Origin of the sequence: Neobacillus vireti, assembly GCF_036962465.1 — a bacterium.
Lineage (GTDB): Bacteria > Bacillota > Bacilli > Bacillales > Cytobacillaceae > Neobacillus > Neobacillus vireti_B.
Genome location: NZ_JBALNF010000004.1, coordinates 21,641 through 44,608 on the forward strand (window position 1 = coordinate 21,641; position 22,968 = coordinate 44,608).

Genomic DNA, 22,968 nt, shown 5'->3' on the forward strand with positions numbered 1-22,968 from the left:
TATCAATTGATAGCTGCCTTTCCTTTATAAGTATTTTCTATGCACGCCTTTACCATCATAAGAAAACAGCATTTTTCTTTCTTCAATCATGGTTTCTATATGGACCGGTCTCCCCCAAAGCTGGTGAATATAGGGAAGTACTTTTTCGAGGTATTTCACATCTAATTCAACACCCTCATACCAGTGCTTTAGGTACAGTTCACCATTTTTCAAGAAGTCGCCATCATTGACAGTAATATATGGAAATCCCCCGTTAACCCGCATATTTACAAGCTGATCTCGAATATGCTCCCACTCTTTATCAACGATTTTATAATCCCTGCCTTGCTTTTGGAAAAGATACATATCTTCTCTCATAACAAGGTCCTTATTTAAATAATTACGCAGGAAGGAAATATCCGATTCAACTTCGCGAACCTCGAACATTTTTTCCCTGCCTGAGCCAGGTTTAATTCCTCGGCGAATCATTTCCTCTGTTGGGTTATTATATCGCTCTTCAATATCCTCAAAAATTTTAATACCGAGATAATAAGGATTTATTCCTGTTTTTGATGGTTGGACTACCCCAGCATTTAACTTGGCAAATTCAATTGCTTCACCACTAGTTAAATCCAGTTCCCTTAATATTCGTTGATGCCAAAAGGAAGCCCAGCCTTCGTTCATGATTTTCGTTTCAAGCTGCGGCCAGAAGTAAAGCATCTCCTCACGCATCATGGTTAAGATATCCCTCTGCCAATCTTCCAGTTCTCTAGAGTAAGTTTCAATAAATAACAATAGATCCTTTTCAGGCCGTGGTGGGAACTTCTTTTTCTTTGGCTGGTTGTTTACCTTTTGATCTTTTTCGTCGAGTTTCCAGAGATCGTCGTAAGGTGTTACCGCAACGGTATCTAATTCTTCGTCTTCCTCATCATCTCCAATCGACCATGAAAGCTTTGGCCGCATAAGAGAAGGATCAATATGTTCATCAATAGCCAAGATGGCATCTAAAAAGGTTTCGACTTCCTTTTTCCCATATTGTATCTCATATTTATGGATTCGTTCAGCAGTAGCAGCCATGCTTTCAACCATATCACGCTTGGTGTTTTGAAAACGGACATTATTTTTAAAGAAATCACAATGAGCCAACACGTGTGCAACAATTAACTTATTTTGTATAAGGGTGTTTGAATCAAGCAAGAATGCATAACAAGGGTTTGAGTTTATTACGAGCTCATAAATTTTACTTAGCCCTAAGTCATAGTGCAGTTTCATTTTGTGAAATTGCTTTCCAAAGCTCCAATGAGAAAATCGTGTTGGCATACCATAAGCACCAAAAGTATAAATAATTTCAGCTGGACAAATTTCATAACGCATTGGATAAAAATCCAGTCCAAAACCAGTGGCGATTTCAGTAATTTCGCTTATGGCTCTTTCAAGCTTTTTACGATCTTCTATGTTCATTCCTCACTCCCCCTTTTCCTCTTAACACAATGTATGAAGAAAAGGCGGGATTGATGAGGGAGATGGCCAAAAAACAATAGCTAGCCTTATTGTTTTTTGTGATTTTCCTCCAATGTTTAACAGTATAAGCTTATCGGTCCAACTTTTTTGCCTCCCTTGCAAGAAGCAGACCGACATATTTGTTCCTTTTCCATTCACTACTAAAAACTGACAGGGGTGGACTTGTATCTCCAACTAAGTAACTTATTTCTATTGTCAGTGCTGGTTTGTGATAAGTTGTGATAAACCAATCTGTAAATCCCCCGCCGAATGCCTCTGGCTCAGGTTTCGCTAATTTATAGTTGGTTAGTCTAGAGACCCTCTTTGCAATCTTATAATCACGGTTCAGATTTTCCCCATTTTTATAATTCCAAAAAATCTCCCTGCCTGCCGTATGATACGCAACCGCAATCGATGGTTTTATCTCCTTAATAAATTGGGTTAACGCAATTACTTCTTTAGCTTCTAAAGGTCTTTTCCCTTTATAAAAGGCATAGCTAGGATTTGAGGGTTGATGATTAAGCTGTTTCCAGCCTGCGGGGTATTGTCTGTTTAAATCTACTCCCATTCCATTCGCTTTCCATCGTTTGAAACTTTTTGATCCTTCATTCATTCGCAGCAATTGTTTTTTATGATCAGCGGGAAATGACTCGAGGTTAGTTTGTTGAATGTAAACACCATCTGGATTTAGCATAGGGATAAACCAAATAGAAACTTGATCTAAGATATCGGTTGACCTAAAGCCCATTCTCTTACCGTTCTGATAGGCCTCGGCATAATTTTCAAGCATGGTCATCAATAAGGTGCTTGTCAGCCATTCTCGTCCATGATGAGCACCAATTAAAACGATAGTAGTTTTTCCACTTCCCAGCTTAACTCCCCAAATTTCTTTTCCAAAATGGGTTGTTCCAATTGATTTTATTTCGATATGGCGGCGATATTTAGCATTTATTTTTTCTAAATCCTGCTGCATACGTTTATATGTGTAAGGTTTATCCACTTGTACAATTTTTGCTTCTGCCGAGGTAAATGGCAGTGTGAATAGAAAGAAAGTGACCAAAAAAACTCTAACCATTTAAAACACCACTCTTCTTAAAAAAACTATTTTATACTGGTAAATGTTAAAAACAGCGTAAACATTAGGTGTCCAACATTTTCTGTGAAAGTTATTTGAGGAATGTCATAAAATAAAGTCAACTCCTAATTAAGGAGGAGGCAAATAAATATGAATAAGATGGATTACGACCGAGCGTTATATTATACGCACAGATCTGAATGGGACAATTTGCTTATCTTAATGGTTCGGACAAAAGACCAAATTTTATCGAAAAAGATTGAACAATTCCTGCACGCTTATAATTTTGAACGTGACTATACCGTGATTGAAACAAAATTATATAACCTTCTTCGTTACATTGACCATGCTAATGAATCACTGGATCCTGATGAAAATGGCTTACCGATGTATAGTCTTTCCTGAAAAATAAAGTGGATACCAAATTGTTGAGAAAATTTTTTCTACCGGGAAAAAAGAATTCCACCAAAAAAAAACGGCTTCCAATGATGGAGGCCGTTCTTTAGTATGATTCATTTCTATTTTTTGGCTTAAATAGTTTGGACCATTTTTACTTTCTTATCTACTAATGCCATAAAGTCCTTCTCAATCGATTGAAGCTTATGTTTGCTTTCTTCAAGGCTGGAACTATTCACACCAAAGTAAAATTTAACTTTAGGCTCTGTTCCTGAAGGACGGAGACATACCCAAGATCCATCTTCAAAAATATATTTCAACACATTGGATTTAGGTAATAAAATCGTTTCTTCGCCATCTTTCGTTGTCCGGATACTTGTCAAATAGTCTTCGCTTGCAAGAGTCTTCACTGAACCTAAGTCTGTTAATGGTTCATTACGGAATGAAGCTAATAGGCGTTGAATCATCTCTGCCCCTTCTTTTCCTTTTAATGTTAATGAGCGAAGTCCCTCTTGATAGAAACCGTATTTTTCAAATACACGCAGCATTCCTTCATATAGGGTTAATCCTTGTTTTTTATAATAGGCACAGACTTCTGTCGCAAGCAAGGCAGCTTGAACTGCATCCTTATCACGTGCAAAGTCGCCAATTAAGTAGCCGTAAGACTCTTCATAGCCAAATAGGAAAGAATGCTCTCCTGTTGTTTCATATTCCTTGATTTTTTCTGCAATAAATTTAAATCCTGTTAAAACATCAACTGTTTTTAATTGGAACGCGGAAGCAATTCTCCGTCCTAATTCAGATGTAACAATTGTCTTTAAAACCACACCATTTTCAGGCAATGTTCCTTTCGCTTGTTTCTGAGAAAGAAGATAATCTACTAATAATGCACCTGTTTGATTACCTGTTAAAACAATATATTCTCCCTCATCATTTAAAACAGCAATCCCAAGACGGTCCGCATCAGGGTCAGTCGCAATTAAAATATCAGCTCCGACCTTCTTTCCGTCACGAATTGCTAATTCAAAGGCAGCATGCTCTTCGGGATTTGGGCTTTTTACAGTTGAAAATTCAGGATCAGGAAGTTCTTGTTCTTTAACAACCGAAACATTTTTATATCCTAATGCCGCAAGTCCAGCTCGGACTAATTTATTGGCTGTCCCATGTAATGGCGTAAATACGATTTTAATATCAGTCTCTTCAGCAAGAGTTGGATTCTCTGATATGGTTTTTAATTTTTCAATATAGGCTTGGTCAATTTCAGAACCAATAGTTTTGATCAAACCAGACTGACGTAATTCTTCCTCACTGCTGACTTGGATGAGTAATTCATTTTCAATTTCATTTACCTTTGCAATCACAATATCGGCCGCTTCAGGTGGAAGCTGACCACCGTCTGAACCGTAAACTTTATACCCGTTATATTCCGGTGGATTATGGCTCGCTGTAACCACAATGCCAGAAAAAGCATTTAAGGACCTTAATGCAAACGATAATTCTGGTGTAGGGCGTAACTCATCAAATACATATGTTTGGATTCCTCTAGAAGCAAGAGTCTTAGCAGCTTCCAATGCAAAATCTGGTGATTTATGGCGTGAATCATAGGCAATGACTACACCGCGCTTTTTCGCTTCTTCTCCATGTTCTTCTATGTAAGCTGCCAATCCTGCGGAAGCTTTACGGACCGTATAAAGGTTCATGCGATTTGTCCCTGCTCCAATTTCCCCGCGCATTCCACCTGTACCAAACTCAAGATTCTTGTAAAATATTTCTTCTAGTTGTTTTTCATTGCCCTTTAAAGTTTCTAATTCATTTTTTAATTCATTGTCTAATCCTTCAAATTCCAGCCAACTTTTTGCGATTGCTTTCCATTCCATAGATGTGATCCCTCCTATTTATGTACATCCAATAATTCGAAGTTTAACTCTGATTTTCCTCTAAAAATGACAGGATAAAAACCGACATTTTTTGCAGGGTACGTGGAAGCTACTCATATTATAATACCTCAAAAATATGACAATAAGAGAAGGAATTTAAAAAAAGCCTGCAAAAAATCACAGGCTAAGGGATTAACTACTTATATAATTAGTTCGTTATCTGCTTTGGTATAGATACTGAGAATCGAATTCTTTAGACTTTTCCCTTCAATAAATTGTTCAAAATCAAAGGGGAAAAACAGTCCAAATTCATTTAATGTAGCAGCATTTTTGTTGAACACCATTTCGTATTGCTCATCTAAAGGTGATGATTCGAGAATGGAGATGATCGTCTGAATGCATGTCATAACTTGAAATGCATCTTTTAATGTATTAAAATCCAAAGACGTATCGAGGATTTTTAATTCCTCAAATTGACTAATTTCTTCATCATTAAAAAACTGAGGAAAAATATTGGAGTAAACGTACCTCACCAGTTCATTAATCTCTTCTTCTTGACTTGGTGTCGAGGCAAAAACTATTTTCACTTATTTAACCCACCTTTGCCATCGCTTATTTCTGTCGTAATATATATCATAAGAATAACATAATTCGAAGTGGATTTTCGGTGGTAATTATCACCACAGTCAGAAAAGCGAAAGCGCCCTGGTCAGCGGCGTATGGCCTGGAGTGCTCCAACTGAGATAAAGGAAACACGAAGAGCGATAGCGATTCGATGTTGACTTATCGTAGGGCGGAGCGCGAAGGACACTAGCCGCTAGGGCGCTGGAGCTGGACAATTTTCAAAGTCAGTTTTTACACTTAGTCTTTAAACAAAAGCGGAGGCGCCTTGATCAGGGGCGACAGGCATAAGACGAGCCGGCGAGAAGGCTGCTCTCTAGCCTTCTTGACGGATTGACCTAAATGTGGAGGCGACTGTTTTGGGACGAAGGCATAAGACGCACCCTGTAAGAAGGCGCTTTTTGCCTTCTTCAGGGGGTGGCTTATGACTCGAGTCCCAAGGAGCCGCAACTGGATAAGCTTATGACCCCGAGCCCCTAGGCGCTGGAGCTAGACAACACGAAGAGCGATAGCGATTCGATGTTGACTTATCGTAGGGCGGAGCGCGAAGGACACTAGCCGCTAGGGCGCTGGAGCTGGACAATTTACCAAAGGAGAAAATATGATTAAAACGAAACGTACTGGTGAGTGGCTGCAAATCATCGTTCCAAGTGAATGGGAAGGGATTACGATTACTGACCTTTTCCGAGAGATATGGCAAGCTCCCAAGAAATTAACCCATCAATTTCGGACTGAGAATAAAGTCTTACTCGAAGGAAATCGGGGTAATTGGAATACTCCACTTCCGGCAGGGGGAAAAATACAACTTCATTTATTCGAAGAAGAAGCGTCTCAGGTAATCCCTTCTTACCATGAGATCAATATATTATTTGAAGATGATCATGTTTTAATTATCAATAAGCCCCCCTTTATGAATACACATCCAAATGACCCTGATAAGGAATCCGATACCCTGGTGAATGCAGTTGCTTTTTACCTCTTGTCAAAAGGAGAATCAGCAAATGTTCGGCAAGTCCATCGACTGGACCGTGATACATCGGGGGCCATTCTCTTTGCCAAACATGCTTTAGCAGGTGCCATTTTAGATCAAATGCTTGAGAAACGTTATATTAAAAGAACCTATATCGCAGCTGTTCATGGCCTGTTAAAGCAGCGGAAGGGTACCCTGAATATGCCGATTGGGCGGGACCGACATCATGCAACTAGACGCAGGGTGTCACCAACTGGACAAGCTGCCGTTACTCACTATCAAGTACTAGAATATAATAAGCAAAAAGAGTTTTCTTACATTAAATGTTGGTTGGAAACGGGGAGGACTCACCAAATCAGAGTTCATTTCAGTCATGTGGGTCATCCTTTAATTGGAGATATTTTGTACGGAGGAAAACCGCTTACGAATAGGCAGGCTCTCCATGCGGCAAAGCTTGAATTTTCCCATCCATTTACTAAGGAACCAATTATTTGTTATGCCTCCTTTACAGATTTACCTGAAATTTTTAACAGCATCGATGTCCATAAAATATAGAAAAGGATGTCTCATTGGGAGACATCCTTTTCATTGCCATCTTATTGTTAATCGGCTTTTCTAAAAGCACGCATGATAAAGCTTAAAAGAAGTACTAATACCGCCGCACCAATAATGGCAGGGATAATCGCAAAGTCTGCTACATTTGGACCCCAGTTACCTAATACTGCTGTTCCTAACCATGCACCAATAAAACCTGCGATGATATTACCAATAATGCCTCCCGGAATATTTCTCCCGACAATTAATCCAGCTAACCAGCCGATAATTCCACCAACAATTAATGACCAAATGAAACTCATTTAGAACACTCCTTTTTAGTATTCTTCATTTCACTTTTGTATTTCTGCTCAGACAGCTGAACTGTTATTGAAAAATCCATTGTTTACTGCCTGTACCTATAAAGTACCCTTTTTTTTTATTTATACTCATTTAAAAATAATTAATTAAACATCACCTAAATTTATACATGAACAAGACACAAATGAAAAATACTAGGCAAAAGAAATCAAATGAACTTTCAGGCCAACGAGATAGTATTCAGAAAATTCTAATGTTAAGTTTTTGTAAATTCAACGTAAATTCTTTCTCTTTCGACAAATTTTAGATAGAATATTTGAGTGCGCTATTAAACATATTTTTGTTGTAAATATTGGAGGTATAATCAATGGCAAAAAAAGTAGATAAATTCTCAGCATTACTAAGCAATATCTCAACCAATCTTGATGAAAGTGTTGATTTTTTCACTGAATATAAACTTAAAAACATCAGTGATTTAAAAATCTTCTCTGAGAAAATGAAAGAGTATGAATCCAAAGGTGATACCTACGTACATGAAGTAATTAAAGAATTAAACGATGCATTTATTACTCCCATTGAACGTGAGGACATCCTCCAGCTTGCAATGAGCATGGACGATGTATTAGATGGTCTTGAAGCTTGTGCTGCCCTATTCGAAATGTATTCCATTACTGATGCAGATGAGTTTATGCTGAAGTTTGTCGACGCTATTCAAGGCAGTGTTCACGAGATACAGAAGGCTGTTGAATTACTATCCAACAAAAAGTTAGCTCAGATTAGAGAGCATGCCATTAAAATTAAGGATTATGAATCCAAATGCGATAATATTCTAAGACAATCAATCAAGCATTTATTTGCTGTCGAGAAAGACCCAATCCGCATTATTCAATATAAGGAGATTTACGAAGATCTTGAGGATATTGCTGACTACTGTCAGACTGTAGCTAATACTCTAGAATCCATTATTATGAAAAATGCCTAAGGAGCAAAAAGATGAGTCTTGTACTAATTTTAACAATCTTAATTGTCATTGGTGCTCTTGCATTTGATTTTATTAATGGTTTTCATGATACAGCAAATGCAATCGCCACGTCCGTTTCAACAAAAGCTTTAAAACCTCGTCAAGCCATTATGTTGGCTGCAGTAATGAATTTAATTGGTGCTTTAACTTTTACTGGCGTAGCCAAAACTGTATCAAAGGATATTGTTGATCCGTTTACCTTACATAATGGATCAGTTGTTATTTTGGCTGCACTAATTTCAGCAATTTTTTGGAACTTACTGACTTGGTATTACGGAATTCCCAGCAGTTCTTCTCACGCTATCATTGGATCAATTGCCGGAGCTGCAATTGCAGCGGAAGGATTTAATGCTTTGAATTACACCGGTTTTATCAAAATTATTGAAGCGCTGATTATATCACCAATTCTTGCCTTTGTTGTGGGATATATTGTCTATAGTATTTTTAAAGTAGCGTTTAAGAATTTAAACCTAGCTAAAACGAACAAAAGATTTCGTTATATCCAAATCGCAACTGCTGCTCTACAATCATATTCACACGGAACAAATGATGCGCAGAAATCAATGGGGATCATCACCTTAGCACTTATTTCTAGTAAGTATCTATCCCCTGATGCAGGTATCCCTTTTTGGGTACAGCTTTCCTGTGCTGTTGCAATGGGTCTAGGCACCTCAATTGGCGGCTGGAAGATTATCAAAACAGTCGGCGGAAAAATTATGAAAATACGTCCAGTTAATGGTGTTGCCGCTGATTTAACCGGAGCTGCTATTATCTTTGGTGCTACCTATATACATCTACCGGTAAGTACTACGCACGTAATCTCTTCTGGTATTCTTGGGGTGGGTGCTTCTCACCGTCTGAAAGGTGTAAAATGGGATACCGCTAAACGGATGTTGATTACTTGGGTTATTACCCTGCCAATTACAGCCCTTATCGCTGCCATTGTTTTTTATATTCTAAATTTATTCTTTTAATTAGTTTAACCAGAGATTTTTCTCTGGTTTTTTTTCTTTCATTGCTGCACTTCTAAATGTGATTTCTTCTCATATTTTTATGTATAAGGACAAGTGTTGAGGTGAGAATGATATTGAAAGAAAAAATATTCGCCATGATGATTGGTTCATTGCTCGTAAGTCTGGGGATTAATGGGTTCCTAGTTCCTTACCATCTCCTAGATGGCGGTGTTATAGGTTTGGGATTAATTATTCATTATTTTTACGGTCTGCCGACAGGTCTTAGTATCATATTCTTTAGTCTTCCTTTATATATCTTAGCTTGGTTTTTCGAGAGACGCTATTTTTTCTATAGCCTGCATGGTTTAATTATTTCTTCCTTTTGCATTGATGTATTTTCTTTTATCAATGGCAAAATACAAATTGGAATTTTGCCAAGTACCATTATCGGCGGGATGCTTGTTGGCATTGGGATTGGCCTAATGCTTCGCTATGAAACAAGTACGGGTGGAACAGACTTACTTGCCCAGTTGCTTACCAAATTTACATCTATTAATATTGGGATCATTATATTTTTAATTGATGGTTTAATTATTACGAGCGGCATTCAAGTCGTTGGGTTGGAAAACTTCTTTTATTCTCTTCTTACGATTATTTGCGTAGGCTTAATGACAACCGTTACTGTTTCCACAAAGCCACTTACGCAATAAAGCCACCTGGAGCTTTTCAGGTGGCTTTATTACTGTTTAATTGGTTATTTGGCATCAACAGATCCAAATGTTTTTTTCATGATTTCATAAGAGGTCTTCAGCCGTTCATAGAATGGAGGTTGATCCCATGAATTCCAGGTGTAAACAAGTGAACCCTTTTGTTGAAGCTGCCCATTTACAGTCTTTGGAACCGTTTGTTCTAAACTGCCTTGCGTTGTTGTTACAATGGCGGTCCTGATTCCACTGGCCTCTTCACTGCCTGACAATCCTTGTTTCCACACATCTCCCATGATTTCTTTCAAGCTAGGGTCCTTCACATTTAAAAGCTGCCAAGGAATTCTTCCTTCAATTATCTTTTTATCGCTGCTCATACTTATGTCAGTTAAGGAATTGAAGTTTTTACTGGCAGGATTAGCATTTCCATACTGTAATACCCCTGTTTCATAAGCCTGAAATGGAATGACCTCCTTGGTAGAAGGAATCGTTTGTTGCTTATTTAATGCCAAGCGGATTGGATTAAATACCCCATTATTCTTTTGAGAGGCAACTGGCTCTTCAGGAATCATTTTCAAAAGTTTTCCATACTGATAATAGAACGTATCATAGTAACTATCAACCAATATTCGCGAGTTATTTGGACCTTGCAGCTTAATAAGAAAGTCAATTCCGTAATCAGTATTAATCTTTACTTGTTGATTGATTGGAATGGTTGTTTGGCCTTGGTTCCCAATTGTGTCGAGTAATAGATAGGTACCGTCATTCTTAAAATCAATGGGTTGATTATATTTAAGTAAGAAATACAAATAGCCACTATCAGAGGTGAACCGCACTTCCTTCAACTTCTGTTTATCTTCAGTATGATATCCTATTTTTGCAGCTGCAATATCCCAATCTTCTGCCGCGCCATCGACAATTATGGCTGTTTCCTTCTTACCTGGTTCAAATCCCAGCAAGCCAAAATGCTGTTCATTAGTTTGCTGGTTATTCCAGTAAGGGCGGCGTTCCGGGTCATCGAAGTCCATTGTATTCCATGTTCGCTTAAACCATTCATCCTGCCAAGTAAACACAAGTCCGCCCGCGTATTTCTCTGAAACAATGGATTGAAACAAATGCTGATCAATTTGTCCTTGATCCTTTTCAGAAAGAAATCCCTGATTCATCCCGTAAGGATTTTTATGAGTTAAGCCCCTTGAAGACGGTACGCCAAATTCCGCGACCAAGACTGGCATATGGTGGGCTGAGCGCNNTTATTTTTCTTCCCGCTAGCATCAGTATAATTTAGATATTTTTTCTCATTATTAAGAAAATCTGGATAGTAGGGATAGATATGATAGGAAGCAAATAAACCAGATTTAAAAGATTTTGATGACTTAATATGATTGGGATCAACCGATACCATATCCTCTGTTTCTAATGGTTCAGAGGGATGCTTGAGCAAATCCGTAGTGACCCAATTCGTAAAGCTCATCGAATGCTGCCACTTGTATTGGGCTGCCTCATAACTTGCTGCATAATCCATCAACTCAGCGAGCCAAATTTCAAAAGGACTGGCATGGTCTGTTTCAAAATAATTTCCTTTAAATTGGCTCAAACCAGAATGCTTTGTATTGGTATTTTGAACCATTGCCGGGTCCCACTCAGTTCCAATAATAGTTCCAATTACAAACTTGGAAATATCATGTTTATACACACCCGATGCATGCCCTGGCCGCTCAGCAAGAATAGCATTTCCATGAATAATGTCCACCATATTCTTTATTTCTAGTTTCGCATCATCCACATTTACTTTGGCGAATGCATCCTGAGTTTTGTTTAAATTTTCTTCATTTACCCACGTTCCATGAAATAAGAATAAAGGCTTTTTAGCAATTTGATTATATTCATAAAAAGCTTCATAAAACTGGGGAGGGTGAAGGGTATAAACCCTGATGGCATTAGCATTCATTGCTCCGATTTCTTGAAACCATCGGAAATACTCTTCTTTTGTAATAGCTGTTTCCCCAGGGAAGTAGCCTGGTTTGCCGATCCCCATATTCACTCCCTTTATTAAAAGGTTCTGCCACTTTCCATTCTTTTTGATTTGAATATAAGATTCATTTGTTTGACTATTGGTCTGAATCCCGTTCTTGACAACTAATTCAACTTTCTCTTGCGGCTCTACCTTTTTAACCCCATTTTTCAGGATATCTTTCATCATTGGGACATATGCTGACCAATAAAAGGAATGATTTGTTCCGACTGTCTTTTTCCATTTATCCAAACCTTTTGTCTGGTAAATGCCTGGTACATCTGCTTCATCAGCATAGTCACCAGAAAAATAATAGGAGGAGTATCTAGCATTCTGATGGTAGATGACCGCAGGAAAATGGTTCGGTATTCCAAATCCCGCTAACTTTTCACTAGCCTTCTTTGAAACTGGCAGTTGATAATTGGCTAAGACCTCATTATTATTTTTGGCTTGAATAATATCAAACCAATACTGATACGTACCATTTATTTTCTCCGAAAAGTGTTGTTGGCCTTGTTTTGTCAATGTAAATAAAAGTCCGTGATCTTTCATATCTTCTTTTCCTATGACCACCACATAATTGCTTTTACTAACAAAGACAAAACCTTCTCCACTGAAAGTCCATTTTTCATGTTGCTTTTGATAATTCTGTTTTACCCAAGCAGGCACCTCTTCGCTGTTTAAATCGGAAAAATATCTGCCAATCCACCCCGACCACTCCACATTCAACAAATTTGATATTCCCTCTTTTGCAGGATCCGAGGTGGGGCTGGCAAATGTATTAAATTCTGCAATTAATGTTTTAGGTTTTGATTGAATGAGTGCCTTCTTCAATTGATTAACTTCACTCAGTGTTAGACCGCCATAAATTTTTGCTGACCTTTTCCCAGTGGAATTCTGCCCATAAAACTCCTTCTTATAGACACCGTATTGATCTGTCAGATAGAAAATATCATATTTAGTCAAATCCTTGGGAAGTGGGACAATGGTATAGTCTAAATTACTTTTTGGTTCAAATCCCTTATAATCATTTTCTGCTGAATAAGGCTGGCCATTCTTAACATACTTAGCATTGTTTAATATCCAAACCAATCCCTTATGCTCCCGATAAGATGAATTTGGTACTGTTTTATCCATAATTAGCACATTCAAATTCTTCTCCGGCTGAAGTCTCCATAGCCAAAATGGACTTGTTACTATTGCTAGAAAAATCATAGCATAGAAAAATAAGAAGATTGACTTTTTCATTTTGATACACCTTTTCTTTTCATTTCTCCCCAGCTTGTTTCTCCTTTTATAATTTGCCAAACCCCTTCACAACGCCAAAAAACAGTCATTGGCCTGTACCAGATGGTTTCTGTTAACGAATAGAAAAAGAGCTTGAAGATATCTGTAACCTTTGGATATTTGGTTAAGCTCCACTCCTCTAAAAGGACAGCAGCCATTGAAAAAATAGAACCATACAAACAAGATAGTAAAAATAGTAAAATTGAAAATTCGATGTAGGTTCCCCCAAGAAGCAAACATAAAATCATAAAGATATATCCTGAAAGTTCAATAATCGGACCAAAAAATTCTACAATCCAAAAATAAGGAAATGCAAGTAATCCAATGGACCCGTACTTAGGATTAAAGGTTAATTTACGATGAGTCCATAAACTTTCAAAAAGCCCCCTATGCCAGCGTCTCCGCTGTCTCCGTAAAAATGTTATGTCCTCTGGTACTTCTGTCCAACAAACAGGATCGGGTACATATACGATTTTCTTTTTAAGTCCCTTTTCTTTTAAAAGGCGGTGCATTCGGACGACAAGTTCCATATCTTCACCTACAGTATCGGTTCGATAGCCGCCTGCTTCAATGACCCAATGTTTTGAAAAAACACCAAAAGCTCCAGAAATAATAAGGAGGAGATTGTGTCTGCTTAACCCTATCCTCCCCATTAAAAATGCTCGTAAATATTCAATTATTTGCATAACCACCAAGGGCTTATCTGATAGCCCAATATTTTGGATATGACCATTCTGAATTTCACAGCCATTGGCTATCCTCACACTGCCACCAGACGCAATTACCTCCTCATTTGAGTCCACAATTGGCTTCATTACCTTTAAAAAAGCATCTTCCTCTAAAACAGAATCACCATCCAATGAACAGAAATAAGGATAATGGGAGAAGTTTAGACCGACATTTAGGGCATCGGCTTTCCCCCCATTTTCTTTGTCAATCAGAAAGAGATTAGAAAGAATCGATGATTGATATATCTTTTTAATTGGTTTAGCATTCACTTGGATTCTAACCACTTTCTTTATTTCTTTCATATCATAAAAATCAATCATTTTTTGCAAGGTGCTGTCTTTAGAGCCATCGTTTACGACGATTACTTCAAAGGTTGGATAGTTTATACTTAATAGTGAACGGACGCTTTGAATAATTCCAGCCTCCTCGTTATAGGCAGGAACAATGATTGAAACCGGCTTGGTATAAATTTCATCCACATAATCTTCATAGGCTTGAACCCGATCAAGCTGATATTCCTTTCGCAGTTGAAAAAATGAGGTTATAAGAATGGCGGTATAAAAAACAATGACAATGACCATATAAAATGCAATAAACCAAGCAAAAGACGTAACAATATTTCCCCATTGTATAAATCCCAGCTTATTCCCCTCCTTTATGCAGCCATTCCCAGGCCATATCCTTCGCAAATGGATCTGTTGATGTTTCTAATACAGTTTTTAAGATGGCTTTTCCCTGAGTAAATTGGCAGATGGCTTGCCCAGCCTGTGACCGAACCCACCAAGTACGATCATGCAGAAGCTCAATCAATCGCGGTATAGCTTTTCCTTCCTTTAATGATCCGATTAATTTGGCTGCAACTAGTCTTTCTTCCCATTTATCTGAATAAAGAAGTTCTAAGTAGGGGGCACTATCTTTTACATAACCAATTTCGGCCAAAGCCTTTAAGGCCCTTAACCTTATTTCACCAGAATAGCTTGAGAAAATTTTTTCAAGAAAATGGTTATAGGAGACCTCTCGTTTACTTGCAATTACTTCAATAATTGCTTTTTGAAGCGGCAAGCCAGCATGATGAAAATGAAGCACATACTGATCAAATTTCTTTTGCTCTAAAGGATTCAGTATATGGCGGTAATCATATTCCGTAAGGTCCTGATATTTTGTGGTTAACAAATCGAATAACTGATTATATTGGAATAAAGCCAGTATTCTTAAGATATAAATGATTTCTTGGTGTGAAAGTCGTTTCCTATTCAATAACCGGAAGACATCGTCAGTAAGGTCTATCATATTAAAATCCTCTATGTGATAGAGGGTATTCATTCTTGTACTCCACTTGTGGCTCTGGAGTTGTTTTTTGTAATAATTCGATAGATACATCGATGCTAGTTTCGCTAAACGGGCTTTTTCCTCTTCTCCTTCAATTACCTTCGTATATCTGCTCAGCAGTTGTTCGATAGCCTTTTGCTGAAGGATCGTTACAGGTGTGAGTTTCCTTGAAATAACACCTTCTATTAAGTTTGAAGAAATAAGGGGATTGTAGGTCTCACGATATTGTTCTACTATTTTTTTCTTTCGGATTTCAATTGTTTTTCTAATTGTTAAATATCCTAGTAAAATGACCAGAAGCACTACTAAGGATAGCGTTAGAATGGAAAGGAACAGTAACTCGTTTGTAAACAATTTATTTCATCCTTTTAATTAACCTTTGTATTCGCGCCTGCAGTTCCTTAATGCTAAAGGGCTTCGTCACATAATCATCGGCACCAAGTGCTAAAGCCTTTTCGATATCAGCTTCATTTTTCCTTCCAGTCAGCATAAGAACATGAATATTATGGCTATATTTTATTTTTTGTACCTTTTGCAGAACTTCAATCCCATCCATTACGGGCATCACACCATCTATTATTAAAAAATGCTCTCCTTTTTCCTCGAGTCTATTTGAATTAAAAAACTGTACTCCATCTCCATATTCCGCTAAGTTTAATTCAAAGTTAGAAAAATCCATGACATTTAGAATTCTCAATAACATCGTTCGAATAATCGGATCATCATCAATAATGGAAACAAATAGTTTCCTTTTTGGGACATCCATCATAGACTGATTAGCACTCTCCACCCGTGCCCTGCCGTTTGCCTTTGCTGAATATAAGGCTTGATCTGCAGCCATGATAGCTGCTTCCATAGAAACATCAGAATGATGAATCGTATAAATGCCAGCTGAAAAAGTAACATAATGTGTCTCTTCCTTTAAATGAAAGGGAATGGTTGAAAATTTGGTAAGCAATCTTGAAACAATCTCAGCAACTTCTATTTGCTGGGCATTCTCAAAGATAATAATAAACTCCTCACCACCATATCTAAAAACGGTATCAGAGCTTCTTGTATGTTTTTTTAAAAAAGAGGCAAAATCTGCAAGGATTTTGTCTCCATTTACATGGCCAAAAGAATCATTAATTTGTTTGAAATGATCAAGGTCTAAGATGGCTATACTGAAAGGTTGTTTTGTTCGTTTAATATCCCTAAGGCAGCGATTATACACGTCGGATAAAAACTTTCGATTATATAATGATGTAAGCTCGTCTACTAGTACAAGTTGATTTAATAATTTTTTCCGCTTTATATGACGGGATATTCGAACAGTCAATTCTTCTAAATCAATTGGTTTTTCAATGAAATCATCAGCACCTAATTCGTAAGCTCTTATTCTTGTTTCCCGGTCATTCATCAGACTAATCATGATTGTGGGAACAAAATGCTGATGTGTATGCTGTTCAATTTCCTTTAACAATTCAATCCCATTAATTCCAGGTAAATTAATATCAATAATTACACAGTCAGGATTTAGATCGTAGTATTGTGAAATCGCCTTTTTAGAATCGGTACTGGCAGCAACCATCCATCCTTTTTCCTCGAGGGTATCCTTAAGCAGAATAAGCATCGAAATATCATCATCAATGATTTGAATAAGCGGTACTTTCTCATCAGATCGGCGCTCGTTTGATGTTATCGGTCCCGCCCCTTTTTCAGAGTACATTTCATATTTATCTGTCAAGCTAATTATTTCTTCTAAAAACTTTTGTAGTTCTACTTTATCCCATAACCTTTCATCTTCTGCCTGAATCTGGTTCAGTAAAAATCCAGATAGCTGATGAAGACCCACTAATTGTAATGTTCCTGCACTTCCATGAAGGGAATGAAGAAATCGATAAACTTCTGAATGTTTGATTGCCTCGTTACTGTCAAACCACATCGATAGTTGATTTTTTATCTTTTGAATAAGCAAATTTTTATATTTATTTAAGTCCATTAACTATCTGCACCCCAATTTTTCTATGAGAAAATAATGACAATCGTAAAATACCATATGTGATAAGTTTGTGATTATCTTGAGTGTATTATGAATCGATAAGAAATACCATGAAAAAAAGTCGAAAAAAGGCGAAAATTTTCGGAAGTGTCAAAATACACTTGTTGCTAGACAATTCTCAAAGTCAATTTATTATACTTTCTCTTTAAATAAAGGCTGTGTTAATCTTGGTTGTTGATTTCCGCTCCAATCAACATGCTAAAAATCAACGATAACCTTTGACACAGCCTAAATAAAAAGAAGGATCCCTATACGGAATCCTAATCTAATACTAGCGTAAATTTTTCACTTTGCTTGTACAGCTCTCCATGGCGGCTATGATTGAACCCCGGAACTGTTCTCTCTCAAGGGTTGCTACTGCCTCAATTGTTGAACCGCCAGGTGTACAAACTTGATCTTTCAACTCTCCGGGGTGTTGGTTAGTTTCTAGAACCATTTTAGCTGCTCCTAGTACAGCCTGTGCAGCCAGTCGATAAGCTTGATCTCTTGGGATACCTTGACGTACTCCGCCATCGCCCATTGCTTCTATTAACATATAGACATAGGCGGGGGACGATCCACTGATAGACGGTATGGCATCCATTAATTTCTCGTTCAGACGCTCCGTTTGACCAAAGCATTGCAGCAATTGCTCAACCGCTGCTAGTTCTTCCTCATTAACATAACTATTTGCACAGAGTGCAGTCATTCCCTCACCTACTAACGAAGGAGTATTAGGCATGGTCCGGACGGTCTTAACCGGCAAACCAAATAACCGTTCGATATCCGCTAGGTTAATACCCGCTGCAATCGTAACGATAGTAGTATTTTGAGTTATTTCATTTTTAATTTCCTCAATAATACCTGCATGCTGGTCAGGTTTTACTGCTAAAATAAGGATGTCGGCAAACCTAGCCACATCTTTGTTGTTTAATGATACGAGAATACCATACTTTTCAGAAATAACCTGTATCGTTCTTTCCGTAGCAGCACTGGCCATTAAATGCTCTTTACTAACTCCATTTGCTTGTACAATTCCACCAATCATTGCTTGAGCCATTTTTCCGGCTCCTATGAAACCAATCTTTTTCATCATACGTTCATTCCTTACCATTGCAAATTAACTCCATTTTACTACTTTAATAAATGGCTGTGTTAAAGAATATTGTTGATTTTTAGCATGTTGATTGGAGCCGCCTGGAGCGGAAATCAACATGCAAGATTAACACAGCCTAATAAATAAAAAAAGAGAAGGTATTCCATAGAAATAACTTCTCACCATTAAGAACATTCTTTTCATAAACTATTAATGCCGCATTACCTTTAAGATCCAATCAAGAACAACGCCGCCAAAATAAACACCGAACACACCCACAACAGCTGAAAAAACAGGTGGAGCTGGTAATGGTAATTTTAAAAACCTAAATAACATTCCTACAATAAGTCCAGCAATTAAGGCCATTACGACTTCTTTCATCCTGTTACCCTCACATTAATAGTTATTATTAGAAAGTTCCCCTTTTGCAATTGAAACACCAGAACTTGCGCCAATACGGGTAGCTCCTGCCTCTACCATCGCCAAGGCATCTTCACGGCTTCTAACTCCTCCAGAAGCTTTCACACCTACATCAGGGCCCACAGTTTGACGCATTAAACGGATATCCGCGACGGTTGCTCCACCTGTAGAAAATCCTGTTGAAGTTTTTACAAAATCAGCCCCTGCTTTTACAGCAAGTTCACAAGCTCTGACCTTTTCTTCATTTGTTAGTAAACACGTTTCAATGATTACCTTCACTAGTGCTTTTCCCTTTGCCGCCTCGACGACAGCAAGAATATCTTTTTCGACTAATTCATCCTGCCGGTCTTTAAGTGCAGCAATGTTGATAACCATATCCACCTCATCAGCACCATTTTCAATTGCATTTTTGGTTTCAAATGCTTTTGTTTCTGAAGTTGAGGCTCCTAATGGAAAGCCAATTACCGTACATACCTTCACCTCAGGAGTATCAGCTAGCAGTTCAGCTGCGGTTTTAACCCATGTTGGATTAATACAAACAGATGCAAATAAATACTCTTTTGCCTCATCAATAATTTTAATGATTTCTTCGCGTGTTGCATCCGCTTTTAATAATGTATGATCAATCATTTTGACAATATTTTGAGTCATTTTAATTTCCCCCTAATAATTTACGTTATACGGACTACATTCTTATTTATAACAACATAACTATAACAAACGCAATGAACATTTGTAAATAATAAAATGAACAAATGTAAAATTGTTTGCCTTACTTATCAAGCAGGAATTTTGCTGTAAATTGGTCGGTAATTAAAACATTTGCATATTTTCCTGTTAAGGCACCATAAATTCCCTCTATTTTGTTAGGCCCTCCAGCTACAACAATAGAATATTCTTTCTCGCTTAGCACATTAAGGTTCACACCCAAGGTTCTTTCATTCAAACTTTCATTGCAAATTTGGCCATTCTTATCGAAGAAACGTGAACAAATATCCCCTACTGCCTTGCCATAGAGTGATTCCAAATCGCTGTCTGTAAAATATCCTAATTGAAATAATAAAGAGTCTGTCTTAATTGAACCTATTGTAAAAATGGCGATATTTGCCTGCTTTCCCAATTCTAAAATTCTACGGATATGCCGGTCTGCCTCCATTGCCTGCTTTACAACTACGTGATCAACGATGGCAGGTAAGGGAAGATTTAAAGGAGTCGTATTGTAGGCCTTACCGAAAAGATATAGAATTTCCGAAGCATACGTATTGGTTTCGGCATGACTCACTCCGCCTTTTAATTGGACAACCTTGACGTTTTTTACAAACTTTTGTTTTAGTTCAATCGCAATATGATATAGCGTTGTTCCCCATGTAACGCCAATAATGTCGTCTTTTTTAACGATGGTATCCAAGTAAGCGGCGGCCTTTTCACCTAGGTAATTTTTGATAATATGGTCCTCATATTGTGGTATAGAGGCGACTATCGCCTTTTTTAGATGGAACTTTTTTTCTAGTTGAGCGGCTAAACTCTCAACATTTTCTGTGGGGTCCATTATGGTAATTTGAACAATTCCCTCACTCTTTGCCTGCTGTAACAATCGTGATACTGTCGGGCGGGAAACCCCCAATATCTTAGCAATCTCATTTTGGTTATAATCCAATAAATAATATAACTTTGCTGCTTCAATCACTTTGTTTAATTTATCTTGTCCCAAAAGTATCACCTATACACTATTAATTTTCTTTATTGTACCAATAACACATCAAATTTTACATATTCTTTTACATTTGTATCAGTTATCTTGAACATTTTCTCGACAAAAAATTTCACGTGAATGTTCAACGAGATTTAGGGAAAAAATTTACGGAAAGCAAAAAGTGCGTGTCTTATGTTTTATGTCGCAATCTTAAGGGGAAATCTTTCGTAAAGGAGGCTAGAATTTTGGAGAAATTAGCGGGATCAATCTATAGAAATCGAAAATGGATATTGCTATTTTGGATAGCAGCGATACTTCTATTCGGCCTTTTTGCCCAAAAATTGCCTAGTGTTTTAAGAGGAAATGGCTTCCAGTTCAAAGGAGAATATAATCAAACAAGGAAACTCCTAGAAGAAGAATTTGGGCAGCCAAAATCCTCGATTATCCTTGTTTTTGAAAGAAGAAAAACCATCAGCGCTAATGAATTTCAGCAGTTTATTCAAGATACATTTAATAGACTTAATAACTTCGACTCCGCCAGAGATATTACCTCTCCGTTCGATAGAAAAGGGATGCTTAAAAGCCATTATGCTTATGGACTGCTGACCTTTGACAAAGAAGCAGAAAGTCTTGGAGCAGAAATAGCCAAATTGAAAATGATTCTGAAGAACCAGCCTGGCTTAAAGGTCACCATGACTGGTGAACCGATTATTGTCCAAGACTTAAATGTCGCCAGTCAAGAGGATTTAGCAAAAGCAGAAATGATTGGTCTGCCGATTGCATTAGTAGTACTTATCCTTGCTTTCGGGGGTCTTGTTGCTGCAGCTCTTCCAATTGTGATTGGGGTGGTGTCCATATTAATCACGATGGGAACTGTATATCTTTTCAGTTATCGTGTTGATTTAACGATCTTTATTCTAAATATTGTTCCCATGATAGGTCTTGCCTTAAGTATTGATTTTGCTTTATTGTTCATTAACCGCTATAAGGAGGAATTGCTAACCAATTCCATTCAAGGATCAATTGAGGTGACGGTTAAAACAGCTGGACGATCAATTATCTTTTCGGGACTTTGTGTATTTATTGGGCTATCTGGACTTTGGTTTATTAAAATTGACATTTTTCAAAATGTTGCCCTTGGAGGGATGCTGGTCGTCCTGATATCTGTGCTTTCCGCTTTAACCTTTCTTCCGGCATTACTTTCTCTCTTAGGGCAGCGTATTAATCAATTAAGTATCATTGGAGTGATAGAACAGGAAAATAGCATTTGGAACAGATTTGCCAAGCTGGTGATGAATCATCCGATTATAATGGCTTTCCTCGCACTCGCCATTCTTTTAGCTGGTCTGGTACCAGTAAGGCAAATGGTTTTGGCCATCCCCGGTACGGATTCCCTGCCGGCCAATTACCCTTCCCGGTTGGCGTTGGAAACATTTCAAAAGCAATTTATTGCAAAAGACAAACAAGATGACAAAAAAGTAACCATTATACTAAAAACAAATGGTTCAGTTACGGAGAGTAATAACTTCGAAAAAATAAGTGCTATTATTCATACGTTTGAGAAAGATAAGCGGGTTAATACAGTTAACTCCCCTTTCACTGCATCAGGAATAAGGGATGATGAGCAGCTAAATCAGTTTCTCCAAAAGGGCAATCCAGCACAGCTTGCGCCAATAAAGCATTACTTTATCAGAAACAATAAAATGTTAGTCGAGGTTTATTTAAATACCGGAGAGCATTCTTCAAAAGCGAGGGATTGGGTAAAAGAGTGGTCACAAAAAAGACTTGGTGTCCAAGCCTTTTTTGGCGGTCCCATCAAATTTGAACAAGAGATTTTTGCTGAAATCTATCAAAAAGCACCTTATGGGCTGTTTCTAATTTTATTATCAACGCTCGTGATTCTAATGGCTGCTTTCCGTTCCATATTGATTCCACTTAAGGCTATCTTAATGAATGTGTTGAGCCTGGGATGTACTTTCGGAATGGTTGTTTGGATCTTCCAGCAAGGACATCTTGGAATAGAACCTGTTGATATTGCATTAATCTTACCGGTATTTGTTTTCACTCTTGTCTTTGGACTTTCTATGGATTATGAGGTCTTCCTAATCTCAAGAATACAGGAATTTTACTATCAAACAGGGGACAATACCTTAGCCACCATTTCCGGGTTAACCCTCACTAGTAAAATCATTACCTCCGCCGCTGCAATAATGATTGTTGTAACCGGGGCGTTTGCTTTTACAGGGGTTATGCCGGTAAAACAGCTTGGCGTGGGGATTGCGATGGCCATTTTTATTGATGCAACAATCGTCAGAATGGTCCTAGTTCCCGCTTTAATGAGACTGTTGGGTGATTGGAATTGGTGGTTCTTTGGAAATTACTTTAATCGGCAGCGGAATCGGAGCAAAAAGCCAGCTTAAATAGGGGAA

At 37.8% G+C, this 22,968-nt stretch carries 19 protein-coding genes; 6 read left to right on the forward strand and 13 right to left on the reverse strand.

The window, feature by feature from the left end; genetic code table 11:
- Positions 1-24: 24 nt before the first annotated feature.
- Both V7077_RS02115 and V7077_RS02120 read right to left on the reverse strand, forming a co-directional pair.
- Entirely contained in the window at positions 25-1,440 is a 1,416-nt protein-coding gene (locus V7077_RS02115; protein WP_335498190.1) for a SpoVR family protein, read from the reverse strand.
- Positions 1,441-1,570: 130 nt separating this feature from the next.
- Positions 1,571-2,554, reverse strand: coding sequence for a M14 family zinc carboxypeptidase (locus V7077_RS02120; protein WP_335498192.1), 984 nt, complete (start codon positions 2,552-2,554; stop codon positions 1,571-1,573).
- Positions 2,555-2,704: 150 nt separating this feature from the next.
- Between V7077_RS02120 and V7077_RS02125 the strand changes: the two genes are divergently transcribed.
- Positions 2,705-2,959, forward strand: coding sequence for a YhdB family protein (locus tag V7077_RS02125; RefSeq protein ID WP_335498194.1), 255 nt, complete (start codon positions 2,705-2,707; stop codon positions 2,957-2,959).
- 125 nt (positions 2,960-3,084) lie between these two features.
- On the opposite strand, the gene V7077_RS02130 is transcribed toward V7077_RS02125, so the two are convergent.
- A complete protein-coding gene (locus tag V7077_RS02130; RefSeq protein WP_335498195.1) occupies positions 3,085-4,827 on the reverse strand; it encodes a phospho-sugar mutase in 1,743 nt (580 codons plus the stop codon).
- A 200-nt stretch (positions 4,828-5,027) separates the two neighbouring features.
- Positions 5,028-5,414: a YhcU family protein gene (locus V7077_RS02135; protein ID WP_335498196.1), complete on the reverse strand. Its 387-nt coding sequence runs from the start codon at positions 5,412-5,414 to the stop codon at positions 5,028-5,030.
- 635 nt (positions 5,415-6,049) lie between these two features.
- Between V7077_RS02135 and V7077_RS02140 the strand changes: the two genes are divergently transcribed.
- Positions 6,050-6,973, forward strand: a complete 924-nt coding sequence (locus V7077_RS02140) for an RluA family pseudouridine synthase (RefSeq protein ID WP_335498197.1) — start codon at positions 6,050-6,052, stop codon at positions 6,971-6,973.
- A gap of 47 nt (positions 6,974-7,020) precedes the next feature.
- Here the strand turns inward: V7077_RS02140 and V7077_RS02145 are convergent, their stop codons facing one another.
- Complete coding sequence (locus V7077_RS02145; protein ID WP_215039985.1) at positions 7,021-7,275, reverse strand: GlsB/YeaQ/YmgE family stress response membrane protein; 255 nt, start codon at positions 7,273-7,275, stop codon at positions 7,021-7,023.
- 365 nt (positions 7,276-7,640) lie between these two features.
- Between V7077_RS02145 and V7077_RS02150 the strand changes: the two genes are divergently transcribed.
- From V7077_RS02150 to V7077_RS02160, 3 genes are all read left to right on the forward strand, one after another.
- Positions 7,641-8,255: a DUF47 domain-containing protein gene (locus tag V7077_RS02150; protein WP_335498198.1), complete on the forward strand. Its 615-nt coding sequence runs from the start codon at positions 7,641-7,643 to the stop codon at positions 8,253-8,255.
- Positions 8,256-8,266: 11 nt separating this feature from the next.
- Complete coding sequence (locus V7077_RS02155) at positions 8,267-9,268, forward strand: inorganic phosphate transporter (protein WP_335498199.1); 1,002 nt, start codon at positions 8,267-8,269, stop codon at positions 9,266-9,268.
- 113 nt (positions 9,269-9,381) lie between these two features.
- Positions 9,382-9,957 carry a YitT family protein gene (locus tag V7077_RS02160; RefSeq protein ID WP_335498200.1) on the forward strand — a complete coding sequence of 192 codons (576 nt, stop codon included), beginning with the start codon at positions 9,382-9,384 and terminating at the stop codon, positions 9,955-9,957.
- Between the two features lie 44 nt (positions 9,958-10,001).
- Here V7077_RS02160 and V7077_RS02165 read toward each other — a convergent pair whose 3' ends face one another.
- The 8 genes from V7077_RS02165 to V7077_RS02200 all read right to left on the reverse strand — a co-directional run bounded on the left by V7077_RS02165 (position 10,002) and on the right by V7077_RS02200 (position 20,557).
- Complete coding sequence (locus V7077_RS02165) at positions 10,002-11,186, reverse strand: hypothetical protein (RefSeq protein WP_335498201.1); 1,185 nt, start codon at positions 11,184-11,186, stop codon at positions 10,002-10,004.
- 2,023 nt (positions 11,187-13,209) lie between these two features.
- Positions 13,210-14,562, reverse strand: coding sequence for a glycosyltransferase family 2 protein (locus V7077_RS02170; protein WP_335498229.1), 1,353 nt, complete (start codon positions 14,560-14,562; stop codon positions 13,210-13,212).
- Between the two features lie 61 nt (positions 14,563-14,623).
- A complete protein-coding gene (locus V7077_RS02175) occupies positions 14,624-15,664 on the reverse strand; it encodes a HEAT repeat domain-containing protein (protein WP_335498202.1) in 1,041 nt (346 codons plus the stop codon).
- Between the two features lies 1 nt (position 15,665).
- Positions 15,666-17,291: a response regulator gene (locus V7077_RS02180; protein WP_335498203.1), complete on the reverse strand. Its 1,626-nt coding sequence runs from the start codon at positions 17,289-17,291 to the stop codon at positions 15,666-15,668.
- Positions 17,292-17,622: 331 nt separating this feature from the next.
- Positions 17,623-18,444: a pyrroline-5-carboxylate reductase gene (proC, locus tag V7077_RS02185; RefSeq protein WP_335498204.1), complete on the reverse strand. Its 822-nt coding sequence runs from the start codon at positions 18,442-18,444 to the stop codon at positions 17,623-17,625.
- A gap of 192 nt (positions 18,445-18,636) precedes the next feature.
- Positions 18,637-18,807, reverse strand: coding sequence for a XapX domain-containing protein (locus tag V7077_RS02190; protein WP_335498206.1), 171 nt, complete (start codon positions 18,805-18,807; stop codon positions 18,637-18,639).
- Positions 18,808-18,822: 15 nt separating this feature from the next.
- On the reverse strand, positions 18,823-19,497 hold the full coding sequence (deoC, locus tag V7077_RS02195) for a deoxyribose-phosphate aldolase (protein WP_335498207.1): 675 nt from the start codon (positions 19,495-19,497) through the stop codon (positions 18,823-18,825).
- Positions 19,498-19,618: 121 nt separating this feature from the next.
- Positions 19,619-20,557, reverse strand: coding sequence for a sugar-binding transcriptional regulator (locus tag V7077_RS02200; RefSeq protein WP_335498208.1), 939 nt, complete (start codon positions 20,555-20,557; stop codon positions 19,619-19,621).
- Positions 20,558-20,784: 227 nt separating this feature from the next.
- Here V7077_RS02200 and V7077_RS02205 point away from each other — a divergent pair, with 227 nt between their 5' ends.
- Complete coding sequence (locus tag V7077_RS02205) at positions 20,785-22,959, forward strand: MMPL family transporter (protein WP_335498209.1); 2,175 nt, start codon at positions 20,785-20,787, stop codon at positions 22,957-22,959.
- Positions 22,960-22,968 lie beyond the last annotated feature (9 nt).